We start from the raw sequence: 15283 nt of genomic DNA on the forward strand, positions 1-15283 counted from the left end.
CATTTCCGCCAATTCGCCAGGCGCAATCTTTTGGAGTTAAACATGAGCAGCGATAAGATCGTTCACTTGACCGATGACAGTTTCGACACAGACGTACTGAAAGCAGACGGTGTCACTCTGGTAGATTTCTGGGCTGAATGGTGTGGTCCTTGCAAAATGATCGCCCCGATTCTCGACGAAGTCGCAGAAGAGTACGAAGGTAAGCTTACCATCGCCAAATTGAACATTGATGACAACCCAGGCACCGCGCCTAAATATGGCATCCGTGGCATCCCAACTCTGCTGCTGTTCAAGAACGGTGAAGTGGCGGCAACCAAAGTGGGTGCGCTGTCTAAAGGGCAGCTGAAAGAGTTCCTGAACGCTAACCTGGCCTAAGCCCAGCGCGGTGTTTGTCCCGCGGTGGTGAATTTTTTCGCCACTGCTGGACGTCTCACTTTAAGCGTGTTAAGTTGAGTTCACTGCATTACGCTCTTACCTTGTAGTTTGCATCTAAAGTTTTCCCTTGTCAGACCCTACTCGCAATGAACGTTATCGTGGTTTGGCAATCTGATGACTAAGCACATTCGGCATCATCTTTCGACTGTCTCCTCGTTTCCTATCGCCACATCTGACGATAATCGTCGAGCTGAGTTGAAAAAGAGCCATTAACAGGCATGGAATTTTTGCCATACCACTCACGACAATCATTTCGAGAATTACCCCGAGTTTAAGAACCCATCACTATGAATCTTACCGAATTAAAGAATACGCCGGTTTCTGAGCTGATTACCCTCGGCGAAAATATGGGGCTGGAAAACCAGGCGCGTATGCGCAAGCAGGATATTATTTTCTCTATCCTGAAACAGCACGCAAAAAGCGGCGAAGACATCTTTGGTGATGGTGTGCTAGAGATATTACAGGACGGATTTGGTTTCCTCCGTTCTGGAGATAGCTCCTACCTCGCCGGTCCCGATGATATCTACGTTTCTCCCAGCCAAATCCGCCGCTTCAACCTCCGCACTGGTGACACCATTTCTGGCAAGATTCGCCCGCCAAAAGAGGGTGAACGCTACTTTGCGCTGTTGAAAGTTAACGAAGTTAACTATGACAAGCCGGAAAACGCGCGTAACAAGATTCTGTTCGAAAACCTTACGCCACTGCACGCCAGCAAGCGTATGCGTATGGAACGCGGTAATGGCTCGACTGAAGACCTGACAGCCCGCGTGCTGGATCTGGCTTCCCCAATTGGTCGTGGTCAGCGTGGTCTGATCGTGGCACCGCCAAAAGCGGGTAAAACCATGCTGCTGCAAAACATCGCGCAGAGCATTGCTTACAACTATCCAGATTGCCTGCTGATGGTGCTGCTGATCGACGAACGTCCGGAAGAAGTGACCGAGATGCAGCGTCTGGTTAAAGGTGAAGTTATTGCTTCGACCTTTGATGAGCCAGCATCACGTCATGTGCAGGTTGCTGAGATGGTAATCGAGAAGGCCAAGCGCCTGGTTGAGCATAAAAAAGATGTGATCATCTTGCTCGACTCCATCACGCGTCTGGCGCGTGCGTACAACACCGTGGTTCCGGCTTCAGGTAAAGTCCTGACCGGTGGTGTGGATGCCAACGCCTTGCATCGTCCGAAGCGTTTCTTCGGTGCGGCACGTAACGTGGAAGAGGGCGGCAGCCTGACCATCATTGCGACCGCGCTGGTTGATACCGGTTCGAAGATGGATGAAGTGATTTACGAAGAGTTTAAAGGTACAGGTAACATGGAATTGCACCTCTCGCGCAAAATCGCCGAGAAGCGTGTGTTCCCAGCGATTGATTACAATCGTTCCGGTACGCGTAAAGAAGAGCTGCTTACCACGCAGGAAGAGCTGCAGAAGATGTGGATTCTGCGCAAAATCATCCATCCAATGGGTGAAATTGACGCGATGGAATTCCTCATCAACAAACTGGCGATGACCAAAACCAACGACGAATTCTTCGATATGATGAAGCGTTCCTAAGTTGCGAAAAAGCGAGTCGCTAAGCCAAGCGGCGATTCGCACAATTTGCCAGGAAATATTGCTAACGCCACGTCTTAACGTGGCGTTTTTTATTTATGGGCATTAGGATTAGCGCAGTCAGGAAGCATTTATAATGACTGTGGCAGAGATGTGTTGAATTTTTGAGCAATCAGACTTTTCTGCAGCAGAATTCGGAATAGGGATATACGGCAATAGCAGGCGTTTTGCTTATTGTTGTCCTCGATTTTAGCTGAGAGCATGAACGTGAATTTACTCACTATGAGTACGGAGCTTGGTTTAGTTTTTCTTTTTACTTTAGTGTTCCTGTTTTTTGCTCGCAAAGCAGCTAAAAAAATTGGGCTTGTGGACACACCAAACTCCCGAAAACGACACCATGGCGCAATTCCGTTAGTCGGCGGTATTTCCGTATACGCGGGAATCTGCTTTGCGTTTGCCATCTCAAATTATTATTTACCGCATGCCATGCTGTATCTCAGCTGCGCGGGCGTATTGGTCCTGGTTGGTGCGCTGGATGATCGCTTTGATATCAGCGTAAAAATCCGCGCGTTAGTTCAAGCCGCGGTTGCCATCGTGATGATGATCGGCGCCAAACTCTATTTGCTCAGCCTCGGTTTTATTATCGGCCCGGTTGAATTAATCGTTGGACCTTTCGGTTACGTACTGACGTTATTTGCGGTATGGGCGGCGATTAATGCCTTCAACATGGTCGATGGCATTGATGGCCTATTGGGCGGCCTCTCTAGCGTCACGTTTGCCGCCATCGGTATCATTCTGTACTTCGACGGCCAAACCAGCCTCGCGATGTGGTGCTTTGCGATGATCGCCGCCACCATTCCTTATATTCTGCTCAATCTCGGGTTGATTGGTCGCCGCTACAAAGTGTTTATGGGCGATGCCGGCAGCACCATGATTGGCTTCACCATCATCTGGATATTGCTGGAAACCACGCAAGGTCTGAGCCATCCGATTACGCCGGTCACCGCGCTGTGGCTGATCGCCATTCCGCTGATGGATATGGTGGCGATTATGTATCGCCGCTTGCGTAAAGGCATGAGCCCGTTTTCTGCTGACCGTCAGCACATTCACCACTTAATTATGCGTGCCGGTTTCACCTCGCGGCAGGCATTTGTGTTAATTACCGTTGCTGCAGCGATTCTGGCCGGCATTGGCGTGCTTGGTGAATATCTGGCCTTCATCCCGGAATGGGTGATGCTGGTACTGTTCATGATGGCATTCCTGCTTTACGGCTACTGCCTGAAGCACGCATGGCGCGTGGCACGTAAAATTCGTCGTATTAAACGTCGCTGGCAAAGCAGTGGCGAAGATAAAAAATAAATTACCCAGAAAAGTACCCTAATAAGGATTTTTGTTATGACCTCTGTGGTTGTGGAGAACGAACTGGATATACGCGGCCTTGGCTGCACACTTTGGCGCGGTAAGCGCTGGATTGTGGGCTTGGCGCTGCTGTTCGCGCTGTTGGCGTGGGTGGCTTCTATGTTGATGAAACAAGCCTGGAGCACCACGGCGGTCACCGATCGTCCGACCGTCAACATGTTGGGTGATTTCTTTGTGCAGCAGCAGTTTCTCAACAATCTGGATGTGCGCAACAACACGTTGAATCTTAATTCGCCCGCACCAACGGTGATGGATGAGGTTTACCAGGAATTCACCATGCAATTGGCTTCCTGGGATACGCGTCGCGATTTCTGGCAGCAGACCGAATATTACAAAAGCCGCAAAAGTGGCAATGCGCATAACGATGCGGCGTTGCTGGACGATTTGATCACCAACATTCAATTTACGGCGGCTGACCCGGCACGCAACATCTTAGATAACGTCAAGCTGATCGCGGAAACCGCCAGTGATGCCAACAATTTGCTGCGCCAATACATCGCCTATGCCAGCGAACGCGCGGCGCGTCATCTGAACGATGAATTAAAAGGCGCCTGGCAGGCACGCAGCGTGCAGTTGCAATCACAGGTTCATCGCCAGCAAGACGTGGCGCAGGCAGTATTTGAACGTCAACGTCAACGTATCGAACAAGCGCTCAAAGTGGCGGGCGAGCAAGGCATTAAAGAGAATCGCGCACCGGTAACCGGTGAAGCGCTGCCGGACAGCGATCGCTTCCTGCTTGGACAGCAAATGCTGCAAGCGCAACTCGACACCTTGCAAGCCAGCGGACCCGCTTACGATTTAAGCTATGATCAAAACAAGGCGATGCTCAGCACACTGCAAGCCGGGCCGCGTCTGGACAAAAAGTTCCAGACCTATCGTTATTTACGTACCCCGGAAGAACCGGTATCGCGCGATAGTCCGCGTCGTCTGTTTATGATGATCATGTGGGGCGTCATTGGCGCGCTAGTTGGTGCGGGAGTGGCGCTGGTGCGCCGTCCGCGTTTAACGTTACCAACCAGCCACTAAGAGAAGTCACGTGAAAGTTCTGACCGTATTTGGCACACGTCCTGAAGCGATCAAAATGGCTCCGCTGGTGCAAGCGCTGGCGCAGGATGCTGCGTTCGAGTCACGGCTGTGTGTCACCGCGCAGCACCGTGAAATGCTCGATCAAGTGTTGCGGCTGTTTAAGCTGCAACCCGATTATGACCTGAATATCATGCGACCCGAGCAAGGACTGACGGAGATCACCAGCCGCATTTTGCAAGGCATGAAAACCGTCCTCGCTGATTTCAAACCGGATGTGGTGTTGGTGCACGGCGATACCACCACCACTTTTGCGGCGAGCCTGGCGGCGTTCTATCACCAGATTCCGGTAGGGCATGTGGAAGCCGGGCTGCGCACCGGCAACTTAATGTCGCCGTGGCCCGAAGAGGCTAACCGTACCTTAACCGGCCATCTGGCGAGTTATCACTTCACGCCTACCGAAAATTCACGGCAAAACCTGTTGCGCGAAAATCTGCCGGAAGCGCGCATTTTCGTCACTGGCAACACGGTGATTGATGCGTTGTTATGGGTCCGCGATCGCGTGTTGGATGATGCCGATCTCAATGCCCGCCTTGCAGCGCGTTACCCCTTCCTCGACGCCGACAAAAAACTGATTCTGGTCACCGGCCATCGTCGTGAAAGTTTTGGTGATGGTTTTGAGCGTATTTGCAGCGCACTGGCGCAAATTGCCCGCCAGCATCCGCAGGCGCAAATTGTTTATCCGGTGCACCTCAACCCGAATGTCAGCGAGCCGGTAAACCGCATTCTCAGCGGCATTGAAAACATCATTCTGATCGAGCCGCAGGAATATCTGCCGTTTGTTTGGCTGATGAATCGCTCATGGCTGATTTTGACTGATTCCGGTGGCATTCAGGAAGAAGCACCATCGCTGGGTAAACCGGTGCTGGTGATGCGTGATACCACCGAGCGCCCGGAAGCCGTCGATGCAGGCACGGTGAAGTTGGTGGGCACCGATATCAGTAAAATTGTCGCTGAAGTCAGCCTGCTGTTGCAGGACGATGAAGCCTGGCAGGCAATGAGCCGCGCGCACAATCCATATGGCGATGGTCATGCCTGCGCGCGCATTTTGCAGGCCCTAAAACAACACAGAGTATAACCATGAGTTTTGAAACCATTTCCGTCATCGGACTGGGCTACATTGGGTTGCCAACCGCCGCCGTTTTTGCTTCTCGGGAAAAAAAAGTCATCGGCGTGGATATCAATATCCGCGCTGTCGAAACCATCAATCGTGGTGATATCCATATCGTTGAGCCGGAACTGGGCGAGGTGGTGCGTGAGGCGGTTCATGCCGGTTATCTGCGCGCCACTACGCAAGCTGAAGCCGCCGACGCTTTTCTGATTGCGGTACCGACGCCGTTTATTGGCGATCATCAGCCCGATCTCAGCTACGTACAGGCTGCTGCGCTGGCGATTGCGCCAGTATTGAAAGCTGGTGATCTGGTGATCCTCGAATCAACCTCGCCGGTTGGCACCACAGAACAAATGGCCGACTGGTTGGCTGCAGCACGTCCCGATCTGCATTTTCCGCAACACGGCGAGGCATGCGAGGTATTTATCGCTTACTGCCCGGAGCGCGTGTTGCCGGGCAAAGTGATGGTTGAGCTGCTGGACAACGATCGTGTGATTGGCGGTATGACGCCAGCGTGTTCCGCGCGAGCCAGCGAGCTGTACCGCATCTTCCTGCGCGGCGAATGCGTGGAAACCAACGCGCGCACCGCTGAAATGTGCAAACTGACCGAAAACAGCTTCCGCGATGTGAACATCGCCTTTGCCAATGAGCTGTCGCTGATCTGCGCCGAGCAGAACATCAATGTGTGGGAGCTAATTGCGTTGGCAAATCGCCATCCGCGCGTCAACATCCTGCAACCGGGGCCGGGCGTTGGCGGTCACTGCATCGCGGTCGATCCGTGGTTTATTGTGGCGCAAAATCCTGAACAGGCGCGATTGATCCGCACTGCACGCGAAGTGAATGATGCCAAGCCAGGTTGGGTGTTGGATCAAGTTAAACAGGCGTTAGCAGAGTGCCTCACCGCCAGCGGCAAACGCGCCAGTGACGTTACCATCGCTTGCTTTGGCCTGGCATTTAAACCGAACATTGACGATTTGCGCGAAAGCCCGGCGGTGACGGTGGCGCATATGATTGCTGAATGGCACAGCGGGCAAACCTGGGTAGTTGAGCCGCACGTTACTGAGATTCCTGCGCGGCTGGCAGATGAAGCCGCATTGATTTCCAGCGAAAAGGCGCTGCAACAGGCCGATATCGTGGTAATGCTGGTTGATCATGCGCAGTTCCGCGCCATCGACGCCGTACAAGTCACGCAACCGTGGATTGTCGATACCAAAGGTGTCTGGCGATGAAGCAGTTTCTGGTTACGGGCGGCGCGGGCTTTATTGGCTCGGCGCTGGTGCGTTTTCTCATTGAGAGCACCGAACATCGCGTGGTGGTGGTCGATAAGCTCAGTTATGCCGGGAATTTGGCCTCGCTGGCACCGGTACAACAAGATGCGCGCTTTGCCTTTGAGCAAGTGGATATTTGTGATCGTGCCGAGTTAGATCGCGTTATGGCGCAATACCAGCCCGATTGCATCATGCATTTGGCGGCGGAAAGCCATGTTGACCGTTCGATTGATGGGCCGATTGCTTTTGTCGAAACCAACATCGTCGGCACTTATCAATTGCTGGAAGCAGCAAGGTATTACTGGAATGGCATGGCGGATGAACGCAAAAAGGGCTTCATCCTGCATCACATCTCCACCGACGAAGTGTTTGGTGATCTGCACGGCAGCGACGATTTCTTCACTGAAACCACGCCTTATGCGCCAAGCAGCCCGTATTCAGCCACTAAAGCCAGCAGCGATCACCTTGTGCGTGCCTGGCTTCGCACCTATGGCTTGCCGATTATCATCACCAACTGCTCCAACAATTACGGCCCCTACCATTTTCCAGAGAAGCTGATTCCGCTCACCATCATCAATGCGCTGGCTGGAAAGCCGTTGCTGGTGTATGGCAATGGCAGCCAGATTCGCGACTGGTTGTATGTGGAAGATCATGCGCGCGCACTTTACAGCGTGGTGAGCAGCGGCAAAGTCGGCGAAACCTACAATATTGGCGGTCATAACGAACGGCGCAATCTTGAAGTGGTGGAGACGCTATGCGATCTACTGGATGAGCTGGCACCGCAGCAACGTGCGCCACATCTGGCGCGCTATCGGGATTTGATCACCTTTGTCACCGATCGCCCAGGACATGATCAGCGTTACGCCATCAATGCCAGTAAAATCGCCCGAGAACTTGGCTGGACGCCGCAGGAAACCTTTGAGAGCGGCATTCGAAAAACCGTGCAATGGTATCTGGCGAACCCGCAATGGTGGCAGGCGATTCTTAACGGCAGCTATCGCGGCGAACGTTTGGGATTAACCACGCCGCGCTAAAGCGCACTGCAAAAGGAGCAGCGATGAAAGGCATTATTTTAGCCGGAGGTTCGGGCACGCGCTTGCATCCGATTACCCGCGCCATCTCGAAACAGCTTTTGCCGGTGTACGACAAGCCGATGATTTACTATCCACTGTCGGTGCTGATGTTGGCAGGCATACGCGAAATTTTGATCATCACCACGCCGGAAGATCGCGCCCATTTTGAGCGTTTGCTCGGCGATGGCAGCGAATTTGGCATCCAACTAGCCTATGCAGAACAACCCAGCCCTGATGGATTAGCACAGGCGTTTATCATTGGTGAATCCTTTATCGGTGATGATAACTGCTGCCTAGTGCTGGGCGACAATCTCTATTTCGGCCAGGGTTTCAGCCCTAAACTGAAGAAAGTGGCGGCACGCAGCTGCGGCGCCACGGTATTTGCCTATCAGGTGATGGATCCGGAACGTTTTGGCGTGGTGGAGTTTGATGATGATTTCAACGCGCTATCGATCGAGGAAAAGCCGCAGCAGCCAAAATCGCGCTGGGCAGTGACGGGACTCTATTTTTACGATAATCGTGTGGTGGAGTTTGCCAAACAGGTTAAGCCTTCTGCGCGAGGCGAGTTAGAAATCACCGCCATCAACCAGATGTATCTCGATCAGGGTGAGCTTGCCGTCGAACTATTAGGGCGTGGTTTTGCCTGGCTGGATACCGGCACGCATGACAGCCTGATTGAAGCGAGCATGTTTGTGCAAACGGTGGAAAAACGGCAGGGCTTTAAAATCGCCTGTCTGGAAGAGATCGCGTGGCGCAACGGTTGGCTCAGCGATGCTCAATTGCTGGCAGCCGCGCAGGCTTTGACCAAAACCGGCTACGGCCAGTATTTGCTGGATGTTCATAATGCCCGTCCGCGTCAATATTAATCCCCTCAAATGGGAAAACGACTTCTTCGGGCAGAACAGCGCGCGACTTGAACTGGACGGTGATTTGCCGCTGGCCGACGCGTTGCAGCAGCCTTATGCGTTGTGGCAAGCCAAAGTGCCAGCCGAGCGCATTGAGGTTATCGATGCATTGAGCCAGCAGGGTTTTCAGCTGGTTGAAGGTGAAGCCGATCTCAGCATCCCCATCAAACATACTGAGCGGCAAGCTGGCGTGCGTATTGCGCGGGAAGCGCAAATTCCCGCGTTGCGTGAGGCGGCAGCGCAGGCGTTCAGCCAAAGCCGTTTTCGTGCTCCCTGGTTCGATGCAACGGACAGCGCACGCTTTTATGCACAATGGGCTGAAAACGCGATACGCGGCACCTTCGATAATCAATGCTTAGTGGCTTGTGATGAGCAGGGCGCGCTGCAAGGTTTTGTCTCAATGCGCGAAGTGGACGGCGACATGCGTATCGGCCTGTTGGCGGTGTTGCCCGGCGCACAAGGAAAGGGCGTGGGGCAGCGCTTGTTACTCGCTGCGGCGGATTGGGGCCGCGTGCGCCAACTTTCACAGCTGCGCGTCGCCACTCAACTCAGCAACCTCACGGCGATGCGCCTCTATTTACGCAGCGGTGCGCGGCTAGAAAGCACCGCGTACTGGTTCTACAGGAAAGCTCGATGATCCCATTTAATGCGCCGCCGATTGTCGGCAGTGAAGTTGAATATATGCAGTCGGCGATGGCCAGCGGCAAGCTGTGTGGCGATGGCGGATTTACCCGTCGCTGCCAGCAGTGGATGGAGCAACACTTCGGCAGCAAAAAAGTATTGCTGACGCCATCCTGCACCGCATCGTTAGAGATGGCTGCGATATTGATTGATTTGCAGCCCGGCGATGAAGTGATCATGCCGAGCTACACCTTTGTTTCCACCGCCAACGCCTTTGTGCTGCGCGGTGCGACCATCGTGTTTGTCGATGTGCGTCCGGATACGCTGAATATCGACGAAACGCTGATTGAAGCGGCGATCACGCCAAAAACCCGCGCCATTGTGCCGGTGCATTATGCGGGCGTGGCGTGTGAGATGGACACCATCATGGCGCTGGCGGCGAAGCATAAACTGTATGTGATTGAAGATGCGGCGCAGGGTGTGATGTCGCAATACAAAGGACGCGCGCTTGGCACTATCGGTCATATTGGCTGTTTTAGCTTCCATGAAACCAAAAACTACACCGCCGGTGGCGAAGGTGGCGCGACGTTGATCAACGAAGCGAAGCTGGTGGAGCGTGCGGAAATCATCCGTGAAAAAGGCACCAACCGCAGCCAGTTCTTCCGCGGACAAGTGGATAAATATACCTGGCGTGACATCGGTTCCAGCTATCTGATGGCGGATCTGCAAGCTGCCTATTTGTGGGCGCAGTTGGAGGCAGCAGAACGCATCAACCAGCAGCGTCTGCGTTTGTGGCAACGCTATTATGATGCGCTGCAACCGCTGGCAGCAGCCGGGCGCATTGAACTGCCAGTGGTGCCGAAAAACTGTCGCCACAACGCGCATATGTTCTATATCAAACTTCGCGACAGCGACGATCGTCAGGCGCTAATCAACTGGATGAAAGAGGCGGAAATCCTCACGGTGTTCCATTACATTCCGCTGCACAGTTCACCGGCTGGAGAACGCTTTGGTCGTTTCCATGGCGATGATGTGTTTACCACCTCGGAAAGTGAGCGCCTGTTACGTCTGCCGCTGTTCTATAACCTGTCGGACAATAATCAGCGTACAGTGATCAGTTCGTTGCTGAGTTTCTTTGCCTGATGTCATTAGCTAAAGCATCCGTCTGGACCGCGTCTTCCACTCTGGTCAAAATCGTTGCCGGTTTGCTGGTGGTGAAACTTCTGGCCGTCAGTTACGGGCCAGAAGGCATTGGTCAGGCTGGTAACTTTCGCCAGTTAATCACGGTACTCGGCGTGTTGGCCGGTGCCGGTATTTTTAACGGCATCACCACTTTAGTGGCGCAACACCAACATCATCCGCAGCAACTGCGCGCCGTGACCGGCACGGCTTCGGCGATTGTGTTGGGCTTTTCTACGCTGCTGGCGTTGGTGTTTTTGCTGGCGGCAAAACCGATCAGCACGGCGCTGTTTGGTCATGCCGGCTTTGAAAATGTGCTGCGCATCGTCGCTTTCCTGCAACTCGGCATTGCCTGGGCCAATCTCACGCTGGCATTACTGAAAGGTTTTCGTGACGCGCGCGGCAATGCGCTGGCGCTGATTGCCGGAAGCCTGATTGGTGTGCTGGGTTATGTTATCTGCTGGTGGATGGGCGGCTATGCGGGTGCGCTGGTCGGCCTGGCGTTGGTTCCGGCGTTGCTGGTATTCCCGGCCTTGCTGATGTTACGCCGCCATCGCGATGTGCTGCCGCTCAGTTGGCTCAAGCCAGGCTGGCATCCCGATTTGGCGCGCAATCTGGCGAAATTTACCGTTATGGCGCTGATTACCTCATTCACCTTGCCGGTGGCGTGGGTGATGATGCGTAATCTGCTGGCGGAGCAGCAAGGTTGGGCGCAAGTTGGCTTGTGGCAAGGCGTGACCAGCATTTCCGATGCCTACCTGCAATTTATCACTGCCACCTTTAGCGTTTGGCTGCTGCCAACATTGGCGCGCCTGGAGCAGAAGCCACAAATTGCTCGTGAAATTGGCCGCGCGCTGCGTTTTGTGTTGCCTGCGGTGGCGGCGGCCAGTTTCTGCGTGTGGTTACTGCGCGACGTGGCGATTTGGCTGCTGTTTTCATCCCAGTTCAGCGCGATGCGTGACCTGTTTGTTTGGCAGTTATGCGGTGACGTGTTTAAAGTTGGTGCCTATGTTTTCGGATATCTGGTGATCGCTAAAGCGTCGCTGCGCTTTTATATTTTGACTGAAATCAGCCAGTTTGCGTTGCTGACCGGTTTTTCCCATTGGCTGATTCCTTTGCACGGTACCGCCGGAGCCGCTCAGGCTTACATGGCAACCTACGTGCTCTACTTCGCCCTTTGTTGTGGCGCCTTCATGATTTATTGCCGGAAAAAATGACGACTTTTCACGTGTTGGGATCGGATATCCCACATCACAATCATACGGTGTTGCGCTTCTTTAATGACGTGATGAGCCGCGAGATGCCTGGCGATGCGCCGCGTCAATTTATGGTGGTTTCTAATGCCCCAGAAACGCTGCAAGCCTACACGTCGCTGCATATTGAAATCTTCAGCAGCAAGCGTGTGCTGGCGCAGGCGGTGATTACTCGGGCAGCAAATCGTTCTCAGCGGTTCTTCTTCCATGGTCAGTTCAATCCCGGCATTTGGCTTGCGTTACTCAGCGGCAAGCTGCGTCGTCAGCAGGCGTTCTGGCATGTGTGGGGCGCGGATTTGTATGAAGAAGGGCGCGGCCTGAAGTACCAACTGTTTTATCTAATGCGCCGGCTGGCGCAAGGTCGTATGGCGCGGGTATTTGCGACGCGCGGTGATTTGCACCATTTCCAGCAGCGCCATCCGCGCGTACCGGCTTCGCTGCTCTATTTCCCGACCCGCATGCCTAACGCGGCGGTGCCAGCAGCAGAAGATGGTCGCGACTTTACTATTTTGCTCGGCAACTCCGGCGATCGCAGTAATCGCCACATTGCTGGATTAGAGGCGATTCGCGCGCAGTTTGGCGAGCAAGTGAAGGTGGTGGTGCCGCTCGGTTACCCAGAGAACAATCAAGATTATATCAATGAGGTTGCTGCCGCGGCACAACGCCTGTTCCCGGCGGGGCAGGTCACGCTGTTGCGCGACAAAATTGACTTTGATGCTTATCTGGCATTGCTTAGCCGCTGCCAGCTCGGCTATTTTATGTTCGAACGTCAACAAGGCATCGGTACGCTGTGTTTGCTCATTCAGGCAACTATTCCGTTCGTGCTGAACCGTAAAAATCCGTTCTGGCGCGATCTCAGTGAACAAGGATTGCCAGTGTTGTTCAGTGAAGATGCGTTGGATGTCTCAAGCGTGGCGGAAGCACAGCGGCAATTGACGCAATGTGATCAGTCCGCGATCGCCTTTTTTTCCCCTGGCTATCTGGCAGGTTGGCGCGATGCGCTCACTCTGAGTGAAAGGGAGAGAACATGAACCTGATGCAGTTTAGTGGTCTGCTGGTGGTTTATCTGTTTTCGCTGGGTTTCATTCTGACCTTAACCTGGCGCGAATTTAAGCGGGTGCGTTTCAACTTTCACCTGTTCTTCACCATTCTCTATTTGCTGACGTTTTACTTTGGCTTCCCGCTGACGGGCATTTTGGTGTTCCGCTTTAACGTCAGCGTGGTGCCGCCAGACTATCTGCTACAAGCGCTGCTGGCCGCCACCAGTTTCTACGCTATCTATTACGTCAGCTACAAAGTGCGTTTGCGGCCCGCTGATGCTGCGCCGCGCAAGCCGTGGCTGCAAATGAATCGCGTTGAAACCAATTTGACCTGTTTGCTGCTGGCGTTGGTAGCGATTGGCACCGTAACGGTGTTCTTCATGCACAACGGCTTACTGCTGTTCCGGCTTTCTGCTTACAACCAGATTTTCTCCAGCGAAGTGTCTGGCGTGGCGCTCAAACGCTTTTTCTACTTCTTTATTCCCGCGATGCTGATTCGTTACTTCCTCAAACCGACGCAGCGCCAGTGGCTATGGTTTTTACTGGTTTCGGTGTCGTTTGGTCTGCTGACTTATGCGCTGGTGGGCGGTACGCGCGCTAACATCATCATCGCGTTTGCGTTGTTCCTGTTTATTGGCATTACGCGCGGCTGGATCACGCTGTGGATGCTGGTTGGCGCGGGTGTGATGGCGATTGGTGGCATGTTCTGGCTGGCGCTGCGCCGTTATAACCTTGATGTGGTGGGTGATGAAGCGTTTTATACCTTCCTTTATCTGACGCGCGATACCTTCTCGCCGTGGGAAAATCTGGCGTTGTTATTGCAGAACTACGACAAGATCGATTTCCAGGGATTGGCGCCCATTTGGCGTGATTTCTATGTCTTTATCCCCAGCTGGTTGTGGCCGGGACGTCCTTCTATCGTCCTGAACAGCGCTAACTACTTTACCTGGGAAGTGCTCAACAACCATTCAGGTTTGGCAATTTCACCGACCTTGCTCGGCTCGTTGCTGGTGATGGGCGGCGTGTGGTTTATCCCGATTGGCGCTGTGGCAGTTGGTTGGCTGATGAAAGGCTTCGACAACTTGTACCTTTATGGGCGCGATACTGACAACCGCTACAGCGGCGCGATATTGCAGAGCTTCTGCTTTGGCGCGGTGTTTAATATGATCGTACTCGCGCGTGAAGGGCTGGATGCATTTGGTTCTCGCGTGGTGTTCTTCTGTTTGATTTTTGCTGCCTGCATTGGGCTGGCGAAATTGCTTTACTGGCTGTTGGCGCGTGCGGGGTTGATTCGCCCACGCAGCGAGCCGGTTTTACATAGCCCTTCTTAACTTCTGGGCACAATGGGAAAATTCATACCATGAATAGCGATAAGCCGCGCTATAGCGTGCGCGGAGTCGATCTTCACGCCTTCAATGATATGGCGAGCTTCCTGCGTTTTCTGTTGCCTGATGGCAAACCACGCAGCGGTACATTGATTGCGATGAACGCCGAGAAAATGCTTACGCTGGAAGAAGATGCACAGCTGCGTACGCTCATCGCTGAAGCTGAGTTCAAATATCCCGATGGCATTAGCATTGTGCGTTCACTTCGTAAAAAGTATCCCCAATTGCAGGTCAATCGCATCGCGGGCGCAGATTTGTGGGAAGCGCTGATGGAGCGTGCGGGGCGCGAAGGCATTCCGGTGTTTCTGATTGGTGGGCGTCAGCAAGTGCTGCAGGAAACTTGCGACAAATTGCGCCGCCAATGGAATGTGAATATTGTCGGCAGTCAGGATGGTTACTTTGCGCCGGATGAGCGGGATGCGTTGTTTGCACGCATTGCGGCGAGCGGCGCGCAGATTGTCACGGTGGCGCAGGGTTCGCCGCGTCAGGAATTGTTGATGCGTGATTGCCGTGCACATTGGCCACATGCATTGTATATGGGCGTGGGCGGCACTTACGATGTGTTTACCGGTCACGTGCAGCGCGCGCCAATTTGGTGGCAAAAATCCGGGTTGGAGTGGCTTTATCGACTCATTCGTCAACCTTCACGCTGGCGTCGCCAATTAAAATTGCTCAAATATTTGCGTTACCATTGGCGTGGCGATCTCTGAGGTTGACGGTTTTTTCAGCAACAATCGGTGGGTAAGCACCTCAAACTGCTGTATTTATCGATGGAATGCACAAAGCGTAATCAAACGCGTTTTTTTTATAAAAAAGGGCTGGACAGTATGAGGTCAAGCCCGTAGTATGCCCATCCGCAACGGCGCTACGCGCCCGTAGCTCAGCTGGATAGAGCGCTGCCCTCCGGAGGCAGAGGTCTCAGGTTCGAATCCTGTCGGGCGCGCCATTTAGTTTGTGCGCAAGAGCT

14 protein-coding genes and 1 tRNA gene are annotated in these 15283 nt (G+C 53.5%); all 15 read left to right on the plus strand.

The annotated features are described in order from the left end of the window. Positions 1–42 precede the first annotated feature (42 nt). The 15 genes from trxA (at position 43) to ABDW13_RS22190 (ending at position 15262) form a co-directional block, all read left to right on the plus strand. On the plus strand, positions 43–375 hold the full coding sequence (gene trxA / locus ABDW13_RS22120; RefSeq protein WP_008105741.1) for a thioredoxin TrxA: 333 nt from the start codon (positions 43–45) through the stop codon (positions 373–375). Between the two features lie 347 nt (positions 376–722). Beyond that, complete coding sequence (gene rho / locus ABDW13_RS22125; RefSeq protein WP_008105744.1) at positions 723–1982, plus strand: transcription termination factor Rho; 1260 nt, start codon at positions 723–725, stop codon at positions 1980–1982. Between the two features lie 279 nt (positions 1983–2261). Then, positions 2262–3338, plus strand: a complete 1077-nt coding sequence (gene wecA / locus ABDW13_RS22130) for a UDP-N-acetylglucosamine--undecaprenyl-phosphate N-acetylglucosaminephosphotransferase (RefSeq protein WP_343554676.1) — start codon at positions 2262–2264, stop codon at positions 3336–3338. Positions 3339–3374: 36 nt separating this feature from the next. Then, positions 3375–4424: an ECA polysaccharide chain length modulation protein gene (wzzE, locus tag ABDW13_RS22135; protein ID WP_343554677.1), complete on the plus strand. Its 1050-nt coding sequence runs from the start codon at positions 3375–3377 to the stop codon at positions 4422–4424. Between the two features lie 10 nt (positions 4425–4434). Beyond that, positions 4435–5559, plus strand: coding sequence for a UDP-N-acetylglucosamine 2-epimerase (non-hydrolyzing) (gene wecB / locus ABDW13_RS22140; protein WP_343554678.1), 1125 nt, complete (start codon positions 4435–4437; stop codon positions 5557–5559). Positions 5560–5561: 2 nt separating this feature from the next. Next, a complete protein-coding gene (gene wecC / locus ABDW13_RS22145) occupies positions 5562–6821 on the plus strand; it encodes a UDP-N-acetyl-D-mannosamine dehydrogenase (RefSeq protein WP_343554679.1) in 1260 nt (419 codons plus the stop codon). Further along, the gene (gene rfbB / locus ABDW13_RS22150; protein WP_343554680.1) at positions 6818–7894 is read left to right on the plus strand and encodes a dTDP-glucose 4,6-dehydratase; all 1077 of its coding nucleotides are present in this window, start codon (positions 6818–6820) and stop codon (positions 7892–7894) included. The genes wecC and rfbB overlap by 4 nt, the downstream gene beginning before the upstream one ends. Before the next feature lie 23 nt (positions 7895–7917). Further along, entirely contained in the window at positions 7918–8799 is an 882-nt protein-coding gene (rfbA, locus tag ABDW13_RS22155) for a glucose-1-phosphate thymidylyltransferase RfbA (RefSeq protein WP_343554681.1), read from the plus strand. Further along, positions 8777–9475, plus strand: a complete 699-nt coding sequence (gene rffC / locus ABDW13_RS22160; protein WP_343554682.1) for a dTDP-4-amino-4,6-dideoxy-D-galactose acyltransferase — start codon at positions 8777–8779, stop codon at positions 9473–9475. Before rfbA ends, rffC begins: the two co-directional genes overlap by 23 nt. Then, positions 9472–10602: a dTDP-4-amino-4,6-dideoxygalactose transaminase gene (gene rffA / locus ABDW13_RS22165; RefSeq protein WP_343554683.1), complete on the plus strand. Its 1131-nt coding sequence runs from the start codon at positions 9472–9474 to the stop codon at positions 10600–10602. Before rffC ends, rffA begins: the two co-directional genes overlap by 4 nt. Further along, a complete protein-coding gene (gene wzxE / locus ABDW13_RS22170) occupies positions 10602–11855 on the plus strand; it encodes a lipid III flippase WzxE (protein ID WP_343554684.1) in 1254 nt (417 codons plus the stop codon). Before rffA ends, wzxE begins: the two co-directional genes overlap by 1 nt. Continuing rightward, positions 11852–12922: a TDP-N-acetylfucosamine:lipid II N-acetylfucosaminyltransferase gene (locus ABDW13_RS22175; protein ID WP_343554685.1), complete on the plus strand. Its 1071-nt coding sequence runs from the start codon at positions 11852–11854 to the stop codon at positions 12920–12922. The genes wzxE and ABDW13_RS22175 overlap by 4 nt, the downstream gene beginning before the upstream one ends. Then, positions 12919–14262 (plus strand): ECA oligosaccharide polymerase, encoded by a 1344-nt coding sequence (wzyE, locus tag ABDW13_RS22180; protein WP_343554686.1) that lies wholly within the window; start codon positions 12919–12921, stop codon positions 14260–14262. The genes ABDW13_RS22175 and wzyE overlap by 4 nt, the downstream gene beginning before the upstream one ends. Before the next feature lie 29 nt (positions 14263–14291). After that, positions 14292–15026: a lipopolysaccharide N-acetylmannosaminouronosyltransferase gene (gene wecG, locus ABDW13_RS22185; RefSeq protein WP_343554687.1), complete on the plus strand. Its 735-nt coding sequence runs from the start codon at positions 14292–14294 to the stop codon at positions 15024–15026. A gap of 159 nt (positions 15027–15185) precedes the next feature. Beyond that, a tRNA-Arg gene (locus ABDW13_RS22190) sits at positions 15186–15262 on the plus strand. The last annotated feature ends 21 nt before the right edge of the window (positions 15263–15283 follow it).

The organism is Pantoea sp. (assembly GCF_039594315.1).
Taxonomy (GTDB): Bacteria; Pseudomonadota; Gammaproteobacteria; order Enterobacterales; family Enterobacteriaceae; genus Pantoea.

Bases quoted from the DNA above. Each gene is read 5' to 3' on its own strand.
- trxA (WP_008105741.1), top strand. From the start codon at position 43: ATGAGCAGCGATAAGATCGTTCACTTGACCGATGACAGTTTCGACACA.
- rho (WP_008105744.1), top strand. From the start codon at position 723: ATGAATCTTACCGAATTAAAGAATACGCCGGTTTCTGAGCTGATTACC.
- wecA (WP_343554676.1), top strand. From the start codon at position 2,262: ATGAGTACGGAGCTTGGTTTAGTTTTTCTTTTTACTTTAGTGTTCCTG.
- wzzE (WP_343554677.1), top strand. From the start codon at position 3,375: ATGACCTCTGTGGTTGTGGAGAACGAACTGGATATACGCGGCCTTGGC.
- wecC (WP_343554679.1), top strand. From the start codon at position 5,562: ATGAGTTTTGAAACCATTTCCGTCATCGGACTGGGCTACATTGGGTTG.
- rfbB (WP_343554680.1), top strand. From the start codon at position 6,818: ATGAAGCAGTTTCTGGTTACGGGCGGCGCGGGCTTTATTGGCTCGGCG.
- rfbA (WP_343554681.1), top strand. From the start codon at position 7,918: ATGAAAGGCATTATTTTAGCCGGAGGTTCGGGCACGCGCTTGCATCCG.
- rffC (WP_343554682.1), top strand. From the start codon at position 8,777: ATGCCCGTCCGCGTCAATATTAATCCCCTCAAATGGGAAAACGACTTC.
- rffA (WP_343554683.1), top strand. From the start codon at position 9,472: ATGATCCCATTTAATGCGCCGCCGATTGTCGGCAGTGAAGTTGAATAT.
- wzxE (WP_343554684.1), top strand. From the start codon at position 10,602: ATGTCATTAGCTAAAGCATCCGTCTGGACCGCGTCTTCCACTCTGGTC.
- ABDW13_RS22175 (WP_343554685.1), top strand. From the start codon at position 11,852: ATGACGACTTTTCACGTGTTGGGATCGGATATCCCACATCACAATCAT.
- wzyE (WP_343554686.1), top strand. From the start codon at position 12,919: ATGAACCTGATGCAGTTTAGTGGTCTGCTGGTGGTTTATCTGTTTTCG.
- wecG (WP_343554687.1), top strand. From the start codon at position 14,292: ATGAATAGCGATAAGCCGCGCTATAGCGTGCGCGGAGTCGATCTTCAC.